This is a genomic window from Alkalilacustris brevis (genome assembly GCF_003350345.1).
In the GTDB taxonomy this organism is placed as follows: domain Bacteria; phylum Pseudomonadota; class Alphaproteobacteria; order Rhodobacterales; family Rhodobacteraceae; genus Alkalilacustris; species Alkalilacustris brevis.
This window is the reverse complement of sequence record NZ_QNVJ01000064.1, coordinates 352,287-368,150: the sequence shown is the minus strand read 5'-3', so window position 1 is coordinate 368,150 and position 15,864 is coordinate 352,287. Positions and strand designations below refer to the sequence as shown.

15 protein-coding genes and 2 tRNA genes are annotated in these 15,864 nt (G+C 63.1%); 8 read left to right on the top strand and 9 right to left on the bottom strand.

Annotation, left to right across the window (positions count from 1 at the left end):
* Nucleotides 1–126: 126 nt before the first annotated feature.
* From DQ229_RS11065 to DQ229_RS11045, 5 genes are all read right to left on the bottom strand, one after another.
* Nucleotides 127–1,551 (bottom strand): MmgE/PrpD family protein, encoded by a 1,425-nt coding sequence (locus DQ229_RS11065; protein ID WP_114966303.1) that lies wholly within the window; start codon nt 1,549–1,551, stop codon nt 127–129.
* Nucleotides 1,548–3,074 carry a tripartite tricarboxylate transporter permease gene (locus DQ229_RS11060; protein WP_114966302.1) on the bottom strand — a complete coding sequence of 509 codons (1,527 nt, stop codon included), beginning with the start codon at nt 3,072–3,074 and terminating at the stop codon, nt 1,548–1,550. The genes DQ229_RS11065 and DQ229_RS11060 overlap by 4 nt, the downstream gene beginning before the upstream one ends.
* Nucleotides 3,075–3,150: 76 nt before the next feature.
* Entirely contained in the window at nt 3,151–3,612 is a 462-nt protein-coding gene (locus tag DQ229_RS11055; RefSeq protein WP_114966301.1) for a hypothetical protein, read from the bottom strand.
* Nucleotides 3,613–3,707: 95 nt separating this feature from the next.
* Nucleotides 3,708–4,700: a Bug family tripartite tricarboxylate transporter substrate binding protein gene (locus DQ229_RS11050; RefSeq protein WP_114966300.1), complete on the bottom strand. Its 993-nt coding sequence runs from the start codon at nt 4,698–4,700 to the stop codon at nt 3,708–3,710.
* 71 nt (nt 4,701–4,771) lie between these two features.
* Nucleotides 4,772–5,440 (bottom strand): polysaccharide deacetylase family protein, encoded by a 669-nt coding sequence (locus DQ229_RS11045; protein ID WP_155326497.1) that lies wholly within the window; start codon nt 5,438–5,440, stop codon nt 4,772–4,774.
* A gap of 120 nt (nt 5,441–5,560) precedes the next feature.
* Between DQ229_RS11045 and DQ229_RS16525 the strand changes: the two genes are divergently transcribed.
* Complete coding sequence (locus DQ229_RS16525; RefSeq protein WP_162300839.1) at nt 5,561–5,809, top strand: hypothetical protein; 249 nt, start codon at nt 5,561–5,563, stop codon at nt 5,807–5,809.
* Between the two features lie 23 nt (nt 5,810–5,832).
* A complete protein-coding gene (locus DQ229_RS11040; protein WP_155326496.1) occupies nt 5,833–6,813 on the top strand; it encodes a LysR substrate-binding domain-containing protein in 981 nt (326 codons plus the stop codon).
* Between the two features lie 353 nt (nt 6,814–7,166).
* On the opposite strand, the gene DQ229_RS11035 is transcribed toward DQ229_RS11040, so the two are convergent.
* Nucleotides 7,167–7,256: transfer RNA gene (locus DQ229_RS11035), tRNA-Ser, on the bottom strand.
* A 204-nt stretch (nt 7,257–7,460) separates the two neighbouring features.
* Here DQ229_RS11035 and DQ229_RS11030 point away from each other — a divergent pair.
* On the top strand, nt 7,461–8,294 hold the full coding sequence (locus DQ229_RS11030) for a hypothetical protein (protein WP_114966297.1): 834 nt from the start codon (nt 7,461–7,463) through the stop codon (nt 8,292–8,294).
* Between the two features lie 217 nt (nt 8,295–8,511).
* On the opposite strand, the gene DQ229_RS11025 is transcribed toward DQ229_RS11030, so the two are convergent.
* Nucleotides 8,512–8,588, bottom strand: a tRNA-Arg gene (locus tag DQ229_RS11025).
* A gap of 80 nt (nt 8,589–8,668) precedes the next feature.
* Nucleotides 8,669–9,628 carry a LysR family transcriptional regulator gene (locus DQ229_RS11020; protein ID WP_114966296.1) on the bottom strand — a complete coding sequence of 320 codons (960 nt, stop codon included), beginning with the start codon at nt 9,626–9,628 and terminating at the stop codon, nt 8,669–8,671.
* Between the two features lie 175 nt (nt 9,629–9,803).
* Between DQ229_RS11020 and DQ229_RS11015 the strand changes: the two genes are divergently transcribed.
* Nucleotides 9,804–10,208, top strand: coding sequence for a hypothetical protein (locus DQ229_RS11015; protein ID WP_114966295.1), 405 nt, complete (start codon nt 9,804–9,806; stop codon nt 10,206–10,208).
* 54 nt (nt 10,209–10,262) lie between these two features.
* Here the strand turns inward: DQ229_RS11015 and DQ229_RS11010 are convergent, their stop codons facing one another.
* Nucleotides 10,263–11,867: a peptide chain release factor 3 gene (locus DQ229_RS11010; protein WP_114966294.1), complete on the bottom strand. Its 1,605-nt coding sequence runs from the start codon at nt 11,865–11,867 to the stop codon at nt 10,263–10,265.
* Between the two features lie 106 nt (nt 11,868–11,973).
* On the opposite strand from DQ229_RS11010, the gene DQ229_RS16520 reads away from it, so the two are divergent.
* The 4 genes from DQ229_RS16520 (at nt 11,974) to DQ229_RS10995 (ending at nt 15,853) form a co-directional block, all read left to right on the top strand.
* On the top strand, nt 11,974–12,207 hold the full coding sequence (locus DQ229_RS16520; RefSeq protein WP_162300838.1) for a hypothetical protein: 234 nt from the start codon (nt 11,974–11,976) through the stop codon (nt 12,205–12,207).
* An 84-nt stretch (nt 12,208–12,291) separates the two neighbouring features.
* Entirely contained in the window at nt 12,292–13,356 is a 1,065-nt protein-coding gene (locus DQ229_RS11005) for a BamA/TamA family outer membrane protein (protein ID WP_162300837.1), read from the top strand.
* A gap of 66 nt (nt 13,357–13,422) precedes the next feature.
* Nucleotides 13,423–14,175, top strand: coding sequence for a SapC family protein (locus DQ229_RS11000; RefSeq protein ID WP_114966344.1), 753 nt, complete (start codon nt 13,423–13,425; stop codon nt 14,173–14,175).
* Nucleotides 14,176–14,398: 223 nt separating this feature from the next.
* Nucleotides 14,399–15,853 carry a TolC family protein gene (locus DQ229_RS10995; RefSeq protein ID WP_162300836.1) on the top strand — a complete coding sequence of 485 codons (1,455 nt, stop codon included), beginning with the start codon at nt 14,399–14,401 and terminating at the stop codon, nt 15,851–15,853.
* The last annotated feature ends 11 nt before the right edge of the window (nt 15,854–15,864 follow it).

Below are 15,864 nucleotides of genomic sequence, written 5' to 3'. Positions count from 1 at the left end.
TAAAGGCGCAGTGACCCTGTGCAAGCGATTTGTTTTCAACCAAAGGCAGGTGTATGCAGGTAAACGTGAAGTCTCAGGATTGGCTATGAACGGGAAAGCGGTGGCCAGACTGCATCTATGATCGAGTTATCCGATAGCCAGGTACTCCAAAAGAAAACTGGCATCAGGCTCCGCGACCAAGGCGCCCACACGCTCTGCCAGGACACGGCATTGTGGCGGGCCAAGCCGGCCAGAAGCGGCGGCCTGGAGCTTGCACAACAGATCCTCGTTAGAAAATGGGCGCTCGGGCCCCCCGCGGTACCGTGGATCAGCCTCCCGGGTAATGGAGCGTCCGTCATGCAAGCGCAGGGTCAGGCAGGATCGGATCGTTCCAAAGCCCTGCGCATCGATATCGGGATCGTGGATCAGCGCGATCCGTGCCTGCATGTCCTGGAATTCGTCACTGTCGATGAAATCCTGGCGAAATTCGGCGGCGCCGGCGCGCCGTGCAAGCGCGATCATTGCCAGCAGCGCGGGCATGCAGAACTTGGCCTCGAGCGGTGTCGCGGCGCGGGGGTAATGGATGGCCTGCGTGATATTTCGCCCGGCCTTGACGGTGATCTTGGCGATGTCCTCGGCGCCAAGATCGTGTTCGATCATCAGGTCGAGCAGCGCATCCATGGTCTGATGGGTCAATATGCCCGAAGGATAGGGCTTGATGCTCAGGCCCGGATCAACAGCACTCCACGGACTGCCGAAGGCGGTGCCGCCGGTTTGCGGTGCAGCCCCACTCAGAACCGTCGGCAAGCCCCAGTTGCCATCAAACGAGTCCCGGTTGGCATCAATGCCGCGTTGCGCCAGGTCAACCGCCAGAACGCCTGCCTGCGCGGCAAAGCCCGCATGCATCGCCTTGATGCGCGTTCCGTACTGGGTGCGCAGCCCGGCGGAACGTGTCGCGGCGATGCCGAGCGCCTGCGCGGCGGTATCCCGGTCGAGGCCCACGGCATGCGCGCAGGCCGCTGCCGCGCCAACCCCGCCCCAGACGGCAGTGGATTGAAACCCGCGTTCATAGACCGCAGGCGCTGACCATTCCGACAGCTTGCAGCAGATCTCCACCCCGACTGCATAAGACTGCAAGAGCCGAGCCCCGGAAAGTGGGTGGCCTTGCGACGCGTGCCGTCCGGCCAGCGCCAGAAGTGCGCCCAGGACCGGCGCAGAGGGGTGCATGAGCAACCCATAGCGGTGCTCGGGATTGACCGAGATCTGGGTGTCGTCCCAGTCATCCACATGGCCAAGCGTGCCAAAGATGAGCGCCGCCGCTCGCGCCGGAACCCTGGGGCCGCCATTTCCACCCGGCAGCGGCACCTCGGCCAAGCCCCCCTGCTCCTTTGCGTCCGCGATGAGAATATCGGCGACCGGATCATTCAATCCGGAGATCATCACCCCCAGAGTGTCGAGCACGGCGCGTTTGCTGACCTTGCAAAGCGGATCGTCCAGCGCGGCGGGATGATCGGCGGCGACGAAGCCGGCCATGTTCGCGCTGAGCGTTGTCTCTCCTGCGACGGCACTCATGATTTGCTGCCCGCAATCGCGGGGCGAAACAGCCGGACAAGGATCACACCAAGCAGAACTGCCGCCACACCCCAGAGCATCAATGCCGCGTCGGTGCGGAAGAAATAGGCCAGATCGCCCCGGCCCAGCAGCATTGCGCGCACGAAATTCGTCTCTGCCAGCGGCCCCAGGACCATGCCAAGGATCAGCGGCACCACTGGAAAGCCGAACCGGCGAAACAGCAGCCCGAGCGCGGCAAAGATCAACGTGAGCCAGACGTCGAACAACGAATAGCGCACCGAGAAGGCACCGATGAGGCATAGCGGAATGACCACGGGCGGCAGATAGAGCGGGTTGAGCCGCGTCACCAGTGCCATCGGCCCGGCCAGCAGCAGCCCGATGGGAATGATCAGAAGATTTGCCAGAAACAGCGCCCAGAGCACCGTATAGGCCTCAAGCGTGTAATTTGTCATCAGCTGCGGCCCGACCGAAATGCCGTGCATGTAGAGCGCGGCCAGCATCACCGCCGCTGTGGGGCTGCCTGGCACGCCCAGGGTCAGGGTGGGGACCATCGTGCCCGCCGTCACCGCATTGTCCGAGGCTTCGGTAGCGACAATGCCATCGGGCTCTCCGTTGCCAAAGTTGGCACCTTGGGGAGAGCTTCGCTTGGCTTCGGCGTAACTGAGGAAATTCGCCAGCGTCACCCCCACGCCCGGCAGGATTCCGAGCGAAAAGCCGATCACCGTGGACTTGAGCGTCAGAACCGGGCGGCGCAGCAGATAGTTGAAGCTGGCGCCGACCTCGCGCAAACCACGGCGCAGCATTCCATCGGCAGGCGCAACATATGCGACGGCCTGCGCGCTCAGAGTCTGGCGGCGCGAAGCCAATGCCAGCATCTCGGTCATGCCGAACAGCCCGATGATCGCAGGGATGAAGGGAATCCGGTCATAAAGTTCAATGAAGCCGAAGGTCAGCCGGGGCTGCGCATACTGGGGATCGGCCGACATCGTGGCGATGAGCATCCCTAAGAAACCGGCAATCAGTGCCTTGAGCGGCTGCTGGCCAACCAACGCTCCGATCAGCAACAGCCCGATCACCGCAACGATGAACATCTCTACCGACCCGAAGGAGAGCGCCACCTTCGACATCGGCTGGAGGAAGCCGATCACCGCCAGCGTCGCAAGGCAGCCACCCACCGCCGAGGCCATGCGCGCAATCGCGATGGCGAACTCGGCCTTGCCCTGGCGGGTCATCGGGTAACCCTCTAGCGCGGTCGCTGCTGCCCCGGCGGTGCCGGGCACATTGATCAGGATTGCCGGGACCGCCCCGGCAAAGGCCGCGCCGGCATAGATGGTCGCCATCAGGATCAAGGCGGATTCCGGCGCCAGGTAGATCGAGAATGGCAACAGGATCGCCGCTGCATTGGAGCTTGCAAACCCCGGCAGAACGCCCACGAAAAACCCCGCAAGAAGCCCGATAGCCACCAGCAACAGCCCCTCGGGCGTGAGAACGTTCAATAGCCCTGCAACGATCACGTCGCTCATGGTCTCGTCCCGTCATTTTATGCGTCTGGCGGCGGTTAAGTGCCGTCGTCACGCGGTAGAAGTATCCATTGGTCAGTCAGAAACGATTCAGCGGCAGGTCGAATGCCAGCACGAAGACAGCATAGAACAAGGCCGAGATCACAACTGACAGACCGGTCAGAAACGCCAGATGTTTGCGGCAAAGAAAGATGAACAGCACCAGCATCAACGCCAGATTCGCCAGCGACAGCCCGACGATCCTGCTGGTCCAGGTCGCAACCAGAACCAGCGCGAACGCCACCAGAAGATCGCCGGTGAAGGTGACATCGCGCGGAGCCATGGACTCGCCCTGTACGACACTGCCGCCGCGCAGAAACCGCACCCCCTCGACCAGAAGCAGCAGCGCGGTAAAGCCGAGGATCGCCAGGATCAAAAAGCGGGGATAGGCGAAGGCAAGGTTGGGCAGTCCTTTGGCGCTGATATAAAAGGCCGCGCAATACCCCAGCACGAGGCCAGGCACGACCACGAGTTCAAGCAGGTTTTCCCTTTTGGACGACATCGCGGCACCCTTCGAGATTGCGCCTTCAATACCCCGCGCCGTCAAGCCCCGGCACCATGGAGGGTGCCGAGGCTTGCGCGGATCAGTTGTGCCGGTCAGTCGGCCGCTGTGAACTCTTCGCGCGTGGCGACCAGTTCGGCAATGATATCATATTGCCGGAGATTGGCTGCATGATAGGTCTCGGGGTCGACATAGGCCACCTTGCCCAGTTCGCCACCCGCTTCGAGCATGGCCAGATAGTCTTCGTTGTGCTTGGCGGAATGGAAGGCCTCGACGAGTGTCGCAAATCGCTCCGGGTGGTTCTCGCGGCAGGCCGCGGTGACGAAGACGCCGTAGCTCGACTCGTTGTCATCCAGGTCGACGCCGAGTTGATCCTTGATCGGCGTTGCATCATCGGTGATCTCTGGCCAGCGGTTCTCGGAGTAATGAATGCCGAGAACGCGGGTGCCTTCTTCTACATTGCGGCTGTTGAACACCCCGGCATGGGTGAAGTCGACCTCTCCGCGCAGCAGGGCGTTGCGCGCATCCGCGCCGCCGCCAAAGGGCACGATGTTGAAGTCGGTGCCGGTCGCCTGCATGATGTCGAGAATGCCCATGTAGTAGTTGTTGGTGTAGAAGGCGACGCTGGCAGTGATCTCGCCCGGGCGCTCCAGGGCATCTTCGATCAGGTCGTTCATGCTCTGCCAGGGGGCCTCGTCGCGCACCCTTACCAGACCCGGCTCGGAAGTCAGGCCCGCGATCGGGTAGAAGTCCTCGTACTCATAGTTAACCTGCTGGGTCAGGGCCGAAAAGTGGATGTGCGGGATCCCCGTCAGCAGGATGTTCGTGCAATCATCCCCGGTCTCGTAGACCAGGTTTGTAGCCACGGCCGTGTTGCCGCCAGGGCGGTTCTCCACACGCAGCGGAACGCCGAGGGCCTCCTCAAGATAGGGCTGCGGCTGGCGCGCAGCCGCGTCGAACCCGCCGCCCGGGCTGGACACCACGTAAAGGGTCAGCGGACCGGTCGGCCAATCGTTGGCCAGCGCCGGTGTAACCAGCGCCAGTATCGCTGCCGAGCCGGTTGCCATGAGTTTGATTTTATTGCGCATCTTTTACTCTCCGTTGTCTGTTGTTTCATTTACTTGCTTGGTCGATGGCGCTTATCGGGAGGGCGCCATTCTCAGGCCGACACCGCCTTTCGGGCAGGTGCCGGATTTCTTGATTGAAACCATGTCGCGATCTCGCGCGCGGTGGTGAATTCGACGCCCGCGGTGCGCTTTAGACGCTGCAACGCGTGCTCAAGATGTACGAGCCGATGCGGCACCCCGATCAGGTGCGGGTGAAGCCCGATGCCGATCACAGCGGTATCGGGGGCGGCACGTGATGTCCGGAAGAACTCAAGCGTATCGGCAACCCGGCGCTCGAAATCTGCGGCCTCCTGATGCTGAACAGCGAAGACCACGCTATCGTTGAGTTCCATCGAGTAGGGCATGGCCATGATGTTGCCGCTCTCGCTATTCATCCAGCTCGGAAAATCGTCTATCCCCCAATCAAGACAGTGTGTGATCCCGTGCGCGGCCAAAATATCAATACTGTCATGGGTTTGCCGCAATCCGGGGGAAAGCCAGCCTTTCAGAGGCCTGCCAGTGAACTCGCCAAGGTCTTTCGCAACCTTGGCGACCATGGCCGCTTCCTTCTCGGGAACCACCGCATGCTGGCGAAGGCCGTGCCCGATGAAATCCCAACCCGCATCGCGCATCGCCAGCGCGGCATCGGCGTAGACCTTGAGTACATCGAGGTTGATTGAGGCCGAAACCGGGATGTCATAGGCGCGAAACATCTCGATCATGCGGGGCAGCCCGCAGCGGATGCCGTATTCGGCCCAGCTGAAATTGCAGACATCGGGGACGTTGTCGCGCCCGTGCGGCGGCGGCAATGCAGCGCGCGGCATCGGCTGATCATAAAGCCAATGCTCGACATTGACGACCACATGCACCAGCAACCTTTGCTCACTGGACTGCGCTTGCCGGGCGGGCACTTCGGCAAGGCGGAAAGGTACACGAGGATTCGAAATGTCGTTCATGTGTTTCACAACCTCTTAAAGACAGTGACGGTGACCAAAACGTATGGACGCATGTGGCCGTTACTGTCGGCGTTGTTCAGATTATACTTTGGTGACAGCCTGAACGGCCCGCGTGAAGTGCGCAGACAGCACTAGCAGTTATTCAGATTCTGAATACATTGATTCTGCGGCGGCACTTGCGGGACAGAGGGCGTGGAATGGATTTGCGACTGATTCGGTATTTTCTGCAGGTTGCGTCGAGCGGCAGCTTCTCGAAAGCGGCGCTGCAACTGGAAATGCCGCAGCCCAGCCTGAGCCGGAACATCCGCAAACTTGAAGGCGTGTTGGGAGGCATACTGTTTCATCGGGATGGCCGCGGCGCGCACCTCACCTTGCTTGGGCGCAGTTTCCTTGTGCACGCCCAAACCATCGTTGAGGCGTGGCAGGACGCTGAAGAGGAGCTGCACCGCCTGACACAATCGACCCGAGGCTCGGTCAGTTTCGGCCTGCCATCATCGGTGGGGCGAGTGTTATCCGTTCCGCTGGCCCGGCGCCTGGGCGAGGCCTATCCGGACCTCTCCATCCGTATTCTCGAAGGGTTCAGCGGCCATGTCGCCGAGTGGCTGCAAAACGGCCAGATCGACATTGCGGTGCTGTATCGTGGAAGCCTGAGCCCCGGTTTGATTTCGGAGGTACTGGCCGCGGAAGAACTCTACTGTTTTGCCACCCCCGATGCCTTCCGCGCCTTGGACGGGTGCGACACGCCCGAGGCTCCGATCCCGTTTGGCGCGCTGGCCCGCACACCCCTTGTGCTGCCGGGGCGCCCGCATGGCCTGCGTCGCTACCTTGACCGTGCGGCGCGGGAGAACGATCTGGAATTGCAGGTCGTACTCGAGGTTGATGCCCTCTACACGACATTCGAGGCAGCCCGGGCGCAGATCGGCATGGCGATCATGCCGAAAGCTGCACTTGCGGGCGATCTTGTTTCAAATGGTATGGTCGCGCGGCGTATTGAAGCCCCCGTGCTGACACAGAACCTGTATCTGGCCACAGGGGCGCGGCGTCCGAATTTCGCCGCCGGCCCGGAGATGATTTCACTGATCAAGGCGATTAGTGCCGAACTGGTCGCCAAGGAATACTGGGTGCCGGCGCGCACCTGACTGGAGGTGGCGCTGGCATGTTGTCCCGTCACCCGTCTAGCGTTGGCGCCAGCAGGCGAAACGGAGAACGCCTTGACTGCAGTGACAATGATTTCTCGACCGGAAGCTCGCCACCCACGGACGCCGCCCTCGGTTGGTTGACGGAGTTGTCAAAAAGTTGAGCGTCTGCTGCTTTATCTGCCGGGGAGGTCCCGTTTGCGGCCCGGCGCGCCGGAGGAGGCCGAGGGGGGGGAGGCAATCACCGTTCGCTCGACACGTGCCAACAGCGGAGCGCGCCTGCCGACCAGAATTTGGGGGCAGGTTAGGGGCTGTAAGCAGGACAAATAGATTTATCCTTTAAATACAATGCGAAATGGCGGAGAGACAGGGATTCGAACCCTGGGACCCCGTGAAGGGTCAACGGTTTTCGAGACCGCCCCGTTCGACCACTCCGGCACCTCTCCGCATGGTGTGGCTGGCAGGGATTTAACTTTCCGGGCAGCAGGATGCAAGTGGGGGATTGCAGGGATTTTGCCCGTATGTCCGGGCCGGGCTGGGGTAACGGAGGTTTGCGCGGGTCTGCCTTGGAAACCAGGGTCTGGTGGCCTACAACGTCACGCGAAGGCGCGCGCGGCGTCCCCTGGCGCGCGGCAGGAGAGGAGGCGCGGATGCTTCGCTGTTTCAGGCTTTTGCTGCCCGTCGCGTTTGTCATTGCCCTGGCCATGCCGGCGCGGGCCGAGCCGGTGCGCGCGCTTTACGATGCGCTGCGGCTTGAGAAGATCATGGATGTTGTTGCCGAAGAGGGGCGCATTCATGCCGGGGAGATCGGCGAGGCGTTGCTTGGCGGGCGCGTCGATCAGGCCTGGGGCGACTCTGTCGAAGAGCTTTACGAGCGCGACCGGATGCGTGCGCGCTTCCTGCCGCCTTTCGAGGAAGAGCTCGCCCGGGCCGGCGACGATGCGGTGCAGGAAATGCTGGATTTCTTGTTATCGGCACGCGGGATCCGGATCATCGGGCTGGAAATCTCGGCCCGGGAGGCGCTGCTTGACGAAGAGGTCGAGGAAAGCGCACGTGCCGCAGTTGAGACCCTGCGTGCCGAGGAACCCGAACGGATGGCGCAGATCGACCGCTTTGTGGAGGCCAACGGGCTGATCGAGGAGAATGTGGTCGGCGCGCTCAATGCTTCAATCGCCTTTTACCGTGGCCTTGCGGAAAGCGGCGCGCCGGGTTTCGACCTGCCCGCCGAGATGTTTCTGGCCGAGGTCTGGTCGCGCGAGCCCGAGATCCGCGAAGAAACGGAAGACTGGCTCTACGGCTTTCTTGCTCTGGCTTACGGGCCGCTTGCGACAGAGGATCTCGAGGCCTATGTCGCCTTCTCCGAAACCGGGGCAGGGCAGCGGCTGAACACGGCGCTGTTTCTGGGATTCAGCGCGGTTTTCGAGTCGATCTCGCATGATCTGGGGCGCGCGGCCGGGCGGGCGCTGACGGGCAGCGATATCTGAGCAGGCGACCGGCCAGTTGGGCCGATGCGCCGAAGTCGACTGCAATAGCCGCGCACTCAAAGGCGACAGGATGCGCGTAAAGGCGGACGTCGGAGAGGATTTTCGCGAAAAGGAAGGCGCGGTGCGCTACGTGATCGGGGGCTGTGACGGGTCGCCCGAGCCAGGGCGGACAGCGCATTTGCGGACGGTAATCTCTCGCGGTGTATGTGCGGGGAACTGGCGGTCGCGGCAGGACTCGAACCTGCTACCTCTGGCTTCGGAGGCCAGCGCTCTATCCAGATGAGCTACGCGACCCGATGCGCCGCGTATAGGCCAGATGACCGGACGCTGCAACGGGCAATCTGTGGCGCAAGTGGGGTGCGGGAAGGGGCCGGTCAGTGCAGATAGCGCTGCGCGCAGGCGTCGAAATCGAGCGCGGCCATCGTGCTTGCGATCCGGTCGCGCAGCCAGCGGTGTTGCGGGTCGTGTTCGTTGTCTTCATGCCAGAACATGCCCAGTTCGAGCACCGGCAGACTGACCGGCGTACGATAGACCCGCAGGCCCAGGGGGCGGGCGACGGCCTCGGCAAGCTGGCAGGGCAGCAGCGCGGCCAGTTCGCTGCGCGCCGCCGCCTGGGCGGTGGCCTGGAAATGCGGCAGCGCCAGCGCCACGCGGTCGCCCATCCCCAGCGATTCCAGAACCTCGACAGCGCAGCCGCTTTCGCCACCATCGCGCGAGTAGACGGCGTAATCCAGTTTTTCGAAGGTCTCCATGGGCAGCACGGCGCGGGGTTTCACCCCGGCCTCGGCAATCTGACTGTTTCGGGCCGAAGCGGCGATCACGAAGGCCGAGCGGAAAAGCGGCGCGCTGCACACCCGCGCGGGCAGGTCGGGCAGGTGTTCGAGCGCCACGTCGATTTCGCGCGTCTGCAACAGCCCGGCAATATCGCCACGCGCCGCATCCAGCAGGCGCAGCCGCACCTGCGGCGCAAGCCGGGTCACGCTGGCCGAGAACTCGGGCATGAACAGCAGCGAGAAGAAATCCGCGCCCATCAGCGTGAAGCTGCATCGCAGTTTCGTGGGGTCGACGTGGCCGTTTTCCTCGAAGGCGCGCTCGAGTGCGGCAAGAGCCTCGGCCACGGCGGGTGCCAGCCGCTGGGCCTGGGCCGTCGGCACCATGCTGTTGCCGGCCCGCAGGAAGAGCGGGTCACCGGTCGCCTGTCTGAGCCGCCCCAGGGCGGAACTGACCGCAGGCTGGCTGAGCCCAAGCTGCGCCCCGGCGCGCGTGACGCTGCCCTCGCGCATCAGCGCATGAAAGACGCGGATGAGATTGAGGTCGAGCGTTCTGAGGTTCATGGCTCTGTTTCCGAACCTTGCGCCTGCGGCGGCCTGGGTCACCGTTATTCATATCATGGATATGCAACATTGCGACATTCAATTTCCGCGATGCCCCCGCGCGGGAGTAGCATCCGGCCACCGGCGGCATGTCGCTGAGGCCTGCCGGGCAGGCACAACAACGAGGAGGGGACACATGCCGAAGCTTTCGCAGTGGTATTTCAAGACGGCGATCGTCTTTCTGATGCTGGGAATTCTGGTCGGGCTCCAGATGTCGATCAGCGGGGTTCACAATGTGACCGGCGCCCACGCACATGCCAATCTGCTTGGCTGGGTGACGATGGCGCTGTTTGGCGGATACTTTGCGCTCAACCCGGCCAAGGCCGAGGGGCGCCTGGCGCAGATTCAATACTGGGTCTACACGACGGGCGTGGTGATCATGGCGCCGTCGCTTTACCTGATGCTGATGGGTAATCCGGCCTTTGAACCGCTGGTGGCGATCAGCTCGTTCATCGTGCTTGCCGGTGTGCTGCTATTCGCAGTGATCGTCTTTGCCCGCACGGAGACAGAGGTCAGGGCCGAGCGCTCGGCCGCCATCTGACGCAGCACAAAGCAGCCCGTGCCGCCGCTGCCAAGGGGCGGCGGCGCCTTTGCCTCAGACCATCATTTCCTTGGTCGCGGTCAGCTTTACGCCTGGCCAGTCGCGTGCGATGCGGTCGATATCCCATTGCAGGCGCGTCAGGTAGACGATGTCGCCGTCATTGTCGGTAGCGATATGGCCCTTGTTGGCGGCGACGAACTTCTCGACCTCGGCTTTCTCGCCCGACACCCAGCGGGCCGAGGTAAATTGTGAGCCCTCGAACCGCACCGGAAGCCCGTATTCCAGCTCTATCCGGCTGGCCAGGACCTCGAACTGCAGCGCGCCCACGACGCCCACGATAAAGCCTGCACCCAGCATCGGCTTGAACACTTTGGCCGCGCCTTCCTCGGCGAATTGCATCAGCGCCTTGTCCAGGTGCTTGGCCTTCATCGGGTCGCCCGCACGGCAATTGCGCAGCAGTTCCGGCGCGAAGGAGGGGATGCCGGTGAAGCGCAGCGCCTCGCCTTCGGTCAGCGCGTCGCCGATGCGCAACTGTCCGTGGTTGGGGATGCCGATGATGTCGCCGGCCCAGGCCTCGTCGGCGAGTTCACGGTCGGCGGCGAGGAAAAGGACGGGGTTGGTTACCGCCATCTGCTTTTTTGACCGCACATGCAAAAGCTTCATGCCGCGGGTGAAATGCCCCGAAGCCATGCGCACGAAGGCCACGCGGTCGCGGTGCTTGGGGTCCATGTTGGCCTGCACCTTGAAGACAAAGCCGGTCACGGCCTTCTCTTCGGGCAGAACCTGGCGGTTGGCGCGCTGGGGCTGGGGCGGCGGGCCATAGTTGGCGATGCCGTTCATCAACTCGCGAACCCCAAAGGAGTTGATCGCCGAGCCGAACCAGATCGGGGTGAGGTGCCCTTCCAGCAGGCTCTTGTGATCGAAGGCGGGCATCAGCTCGCGCGCCATCTCGACCTCTTCGCGCAACTGCGCCAACTGCGCCGCGGGGATGTGGTCGGCCAGCCTTGGGTCGGCCAGCCCGTCCAGCTTGATCGACTCGGCCACGCGGTTGCGGTCGGCGCGGTCCATCAGTTCCAGCCGGTCGCCCAGCAGGTCGTAGCAGCCCAGAAAATCGCGTCCCATGCCGATGGGCCAGCTTGCCGGGGTCACGTCGATGGCCAGGTTTTCCTGGATCTCGTCGATGATCTCGAAGGTGTCGCGCGCTTCGCGGTCCATCTTGTTGCAAAACGTCAGGATCGGCAGGTCGCGCAGGCGGCAGACCTCGAACAGCTTGCGGGTCTGGCTTTCCACACCCTTGGCGCCGTCGATCACCATGATCGCCGCATCCACCGCCGTGAGCGTGCGATAGGTGTCTTCCGAGAAATCGCTGTGACCGGGCGTATCGACCAGGTTGAAGCGGTGGCTGTCATAATCGAACGACATCGCCGAGGCCGAGACCGAGATGCCGCGATCCTTTTCCATCTGCATGAAATCCGAACGCGTGCGCCGCGCCTCGCCCTTTGCGCGCACCTGCCCGGCAAGCTGGATCGCCCCGCCGTAAAGCAGGAATTTCTCGGTCAGTGTGGTCTTGCCCGCGTCCGGATGCGAGATGATCGCGAAGGTGCGGCGGCGCGCGATTTCGGGCGGCAGTGCGGGGCGGATTTCTACGGGGTTCGACATGCCCGCGCGTATACGGGCGGCTGCAGGCCTTGGCAAGAAGGCCGGCCGCCTGGCACAGCATTAGGGTGATGTTTGCCCGGTTTGCGTCTCGCGCTGTGGGGGCGTGATGCCGCTGGCGGTCGGGGCGCTCGCCTCTGATAACGGTTTTAAGCCTCCCGCCTTCGCAGGATCACAATTAATTTTGCCGAAACTTATCAGTATTCTGGCCGGGGAATGGAGTTATGTATTTGAATATGACTTTTTCAAGGCATTGACGAATAAGATTCTTGCCTCATGCCGCCGAACTGCCTACACCCAAAAAGGGGGATGGCAAGAAAGGTCTCGGACTGGGCATGTTTGACTTCAGTGATCCGGGAACGCGTTCGCAATGCGTCATTGGGCGTTGAGGATACGTCCGTATATCGCGGCAGGTGTGCTTCTGGCATTGTCTGGAGCCGCCGGCTTCGCACAAACTCCATCCGAAGATGATGCGCCGATCGGCAGGTTCGGGTTCGGCCTGTTTTACGAGGCGGAAGGCGGGCCGGGTCTTGAGCTCGACATTTATACCCACGATCTTTTCGGCCGCGGCGTCGAGGCCGAGGCCAGTTTCTCCACCACACAGCGCGCGCGTCACGGTCGCATAGCGGCCAGCTCGGCGCTGGCGTCGGGCTGGGATATCGGCTTTGCAATCAGCGGATCGCAGAGCGACCGGCGCGGTGTTTCGTTCGAATACAAGGCGTTCGGGGCAGAGGTGACGCTTGGCCGTCAGATTTCGCCCGATCTGAGGTTTTCGACACGCCTGCGGCAGCTTCACTCCAGAATCTCGCATGTGAACACCGATCAGCCTGTACTGGTCGATGAGGGGGCCACAGGCTGGCAGGTCGATCGCAGCATTGGCTATGCGCTGAGCTATCGCTCGCCCCAATCGGCTTATGACGGGTATTCGCGGTTCTTGGCCGGTTTCTCGCAGGATCTTTCGGGTTTCGGTGGCGATCGCAAATATCTGGTCAGCCGCGCGTATCTGACCCTGCGGCACGGGCTTATGGATGGCTGGCTGCGCACGCGGGCCGAACTGGAGGTTGCGGGGCTGCACATGCAATCGGGCAGCAGCCGCATATCGGAACGCTTCCATCTGGGCGATTACATGCGCGGCTTTCGCCATTACGGGGCCGGGCCGCGCGATACCACGGCCGCGGGCAATGACGCGATGGGCGGAAATTTCGTGGCGGTGGCGCGCCTTGATGCCGAGGTGCCGCTGACCCGCGCGCCCGACAACCGGCTTTTCGGCGGCGCATTCGTGGATGTGGGCAGCGCCTGGGGGCTTGACGATGCCCGCGCCGCCGGGGGCGGTGTGGTTGACGACCAGCGCCGCTGGCGGGCGGTGGCCGGGGTCAATCTGGGATGGGACACGGGCATGGGGCGGCTGAACCTGACGCTTGCGGATGCCGTGGTGAAGCGCGACGGCGACAAGGTCATGAATGTGAATGTTTCCTTTTCAACCCGGTTCTGAGGCCGGGGAGAAGTTGTGATGTGGTGAGATTTAAACCGGAAAGCAGGGCATATGACCAAGCAGTTGATGATATATGAAAACGCGGTGCCGATCCGGTCGGATGTGCACCGTGATACATATGTCAGATCCGGGGCATCCTATTCCTTTGCCAGGCCGCTGAATTCGGCGCCGTTGCTCGCCGCCGAGTTCGTGGCCGCGGCGGTGGAGTTTCCCATCGTTTTCATCGGCGAGGGTGAAAATGTCACGCCTGCCGCGATCCTCGGGCTGCGCGACGGCGAAAACCTTTTCGTCGATGAGCACGGCAAATGGACAGCGCCCTATATCCCCGCGTTCTTCCGGCGCTATCCCTTCGTTTTCGCCCAGGGCGAGGACGAGTCCCTGACGCTGTGCATCGACGAAAGCTTTGACGGGGTGAACACCGAGGGGCGCGGCGAGCGGCTTTTCGATGCCGAAGGCAATCGCACCGAATACCTGGGCCGGATGCTTGGCTTCGCGTCAAGCTACCAGCAGCAGTTCGAGCGCACAAAAGCCTTCTGCGCCCGGCTGGTGCGGCTTGATCTGCTTGAACCGGCGCAGGCCCGTTTTGCGGTGCCGGGCCAGCCCGCACGCTCGATGTCGGGGTTCCGGGCGATCCGGCGCGAGCGGCTGCGCCAGCTCCCGCAGGACGAACTGGCCGAGATGTTCGCCAATGATGAACTGGAACTGTGCTTCCAGCATCTGGTTTCGCTTGGGAATGTCGCAAAGCTGATCCAGGCGCTTTCGGCTGATGATGCGGGCGCGGATGCCGAAGAAAAACCGGCGGAGGCGACGGTCGAATAAGAAACCGGCACGGACAAGCAGACCGGAAAACACGATTGATGAAGCGAACGAAATACAACGGACGAGGGGAAGACAGGGCCATGAGAACAGTATGGACAAGGCCAGCTTCGTGTAGGCTTGCGTGATGGCGGCCCCGGTCGCGCGTAACATCGCCGGTGCCGGACGGTTGCAGGCTGTGGAAATGGCAAGCCGGGGCAGGCGGGGGCTGCGGCAACGGCCGGTCATGCTGGCTGTCGTTTGTGTTGCCGGGTTGTCGCTGGCAGGGTGTGAAGACCTGTATCGTCAGGAAGTGGCGCATCAGCGCGTCGAGGATTTCTCCGTTTCCGTGCAGGCCGAAACTACGCGCGCCGTGCCGGGGCCCGAAATGGGTCTGGATGATTTCGTGACGGTCGTTCTGCGCCACAACCCCGAACTGGCAGGCGCCCGCAGGCAGGTCGAGGCCGCCGAGGCCCATATGTCCGAGCGTCGCGCGGCGCTGATGCCGCAGGTCCGCCTTGAGGCCGAAGCCACCACCACAGAACAACGGGTGCGCAGCACGACGAATGAGTCGTTCTCGCCGGATCAGGATGCGACAAGCCGCGAGAATTACGAAGCGACCCTGTCGATCAGCCAGGCGGTGCTTGATGGCCCTGCGCTGGCTGATTTGCGCACCGCGCAGGCGCAGCTTGACGGGCGCGTAGCCGAACTGGCCGATGCCGAGCAGACCACGATAGACACCACGCTTCAGCTGTATCTCAGTGTCGTCGAGGCCTATGAGCGCTATCGCCTTGCGCAAGCCGAGGTCGGGTTTTTCTCGCATCTGGCGGAAGAGGAAGATGCCCGCGTATCAGCGGGCGAGATGCGTTCGGCCAGGGCCGTGGGCACGCGCGCCGAACTGGCGCGCGCCCGCACCGCGGCGATTTCGGCCTCGCAGGATTTCATGTCGCGCCGCAACGAGCTGTGCCGCATAGCACAGGCGCAGGCCTGCCCGCGCGTTGGGGCGATGTCGATCGGTGGCGCGCTGCCGCGGCCGGTGCCGCTGAGCGATGCGGAGCGGATGCGTATTGCCGACAGCCCTGCGCAGCGGGCGCTGCTGTCTTCGCTTGAGGTGGCCAACCGCGAGATCGACCGCGCCGTTTCTGAAAGACTGCCGCGCGTCACGGCACGGATCGAGTTCGAACGACGCCGCCAGGTTGGCGACACGGTTTTTACCGCTTCGTCGGATATCGAGGAAATCCGCGCGGGGGTTTACGTGGACTGGCTGCTGTTCAGCAGCGGCCGCGTCACGGCGGCCCGCGACCGGCGCGTTGCCGAAGCGCAAAGCGCGGTCGAGCGGATCCGCTCGGAACGCAACGTGCAGCTTAACCAGCTTGAGTCGGCCGATGCCTCGCTGCTTGCGCTCTGGCGCAACGACGCTGCGCTGCGCGAGCTTGTCTCGCTGCGGCGCGAGGCGGTGTCGCAGGCCCGGCGCGAACGCGATGCGGGGCAACTGACCGATCTGGCCGTGCGCGAACTGGAGATGGAGCTTGCACGCAACGAGGTTGGTCTGAGCGCGGTGCGCCGCAACTATCTGCTTGCGCTGGTCGCGCGTCACCGTGCGACCGGCACCCTGGATGAGGGGGTGATTACCCTGATTCACCGGCTGACCAGTGCGCCGCGCGCATCGGATAACCAAATTGCCGCCGCATTACGGCGGTAATCACGGCTTGT

Excerpts from the sequence above, each read along its gene's own strand:
- DQ229_RS16520 (WP_162300838.1), top strand. The coding sequence starts at position 11,974 with ATGCCGCTGGCGGTCGGGGCGCTCGCCTCTGATAACGGTTTTAAGCCT.
- DQ229_RS11045 (WP_155326497.1), bottom strand. The coding sequence starts at position 5,440 with ATGATCGAGATGTTTCGCGCCTATGACATCCCGGTTTCGGCCTCAATC.
- DQ229_RS11060 (WP_114966302.1), bottom strand. The coding sequence starts at position 3,074 with ATGAGCGACGTGATCGTTGCAGGGCTATTGAACGTTCTCACGCCCGAG.
- DQ229_RS16525 (WP_162300839.1), top strand. The coding sequence starts at position 5,561 with ATGCTCGACATTGACGACCACATGCACCAGCAACCTTTGCTCACTGGA.
- DQ229_RS10995 (WP_162300836.1), top strand. The coding sequence starts at position 14,399 with ATGCTGGCTGTCGTTTGTGTTGCCGGGTTGTCGCTGGCAGGGTGTGAA.
- DQ229_RS11030 (WP_114966297.1), top strand. The coding sequence starts at position 7,461 with ATGCTTCGCTGTTTCAGGCTTTTGCTGCCCGTCGCGTTTGTCATTGCC.
- DQ229_RS11065 (WP_114966303.1), bottom strand. The coding sequence starts at position 1,551 with ATGAGTGCCGTCGCAGGAGAGACAACGCTCAGCGCGAACATGGCCGGC.
- DQ229_RS11050 (WP_114966300.1), bottom strand. The coding sequence starts at position 4,700 with ATGCGCAATAAAATCAAACTCATGGCAACCGGCTCGGCAGCGATACTG.
- DQ229_RS11055 (WP_114966301.1), bottom strand. The coding sequence starts at position 3,612 with ATGTCGTCCAAAAGGGAAAACCTGCTTGAACTCGTGGTCGTGCCTGGC.
- DQ229_RS11000 (WP_114966344.1), top strand. The coding sequence starts at position 13,423 with ATGATATATGAAAACGCGGTGCCGATCCGGTCGGATGTGCACCGTGAT.
- DQ229_RS11010 (WP_114966294.1), bottom strand. The coding sequence starts at position 11,867 with ATGTCGAACCCCGTAGAAATCCGCCCCGCACTGCCGCCCGAAATCGCG.
- DQ229_RS11020 (WP_114966296.1), bottom strand. The coding sequence starts at position 9,628 with ATGAACCTCAGAACGCTCGACCTCAATCTCATCCGCGTCTTTCATGCG.
- DQ229_RS11015 (WP_114966295.1), top strand. The coding sequence starts at position 9,804 with ATGCCGAAGCTTTCGCAGTGGTATTTCAAGACGGCGATCGTCTTTCTG.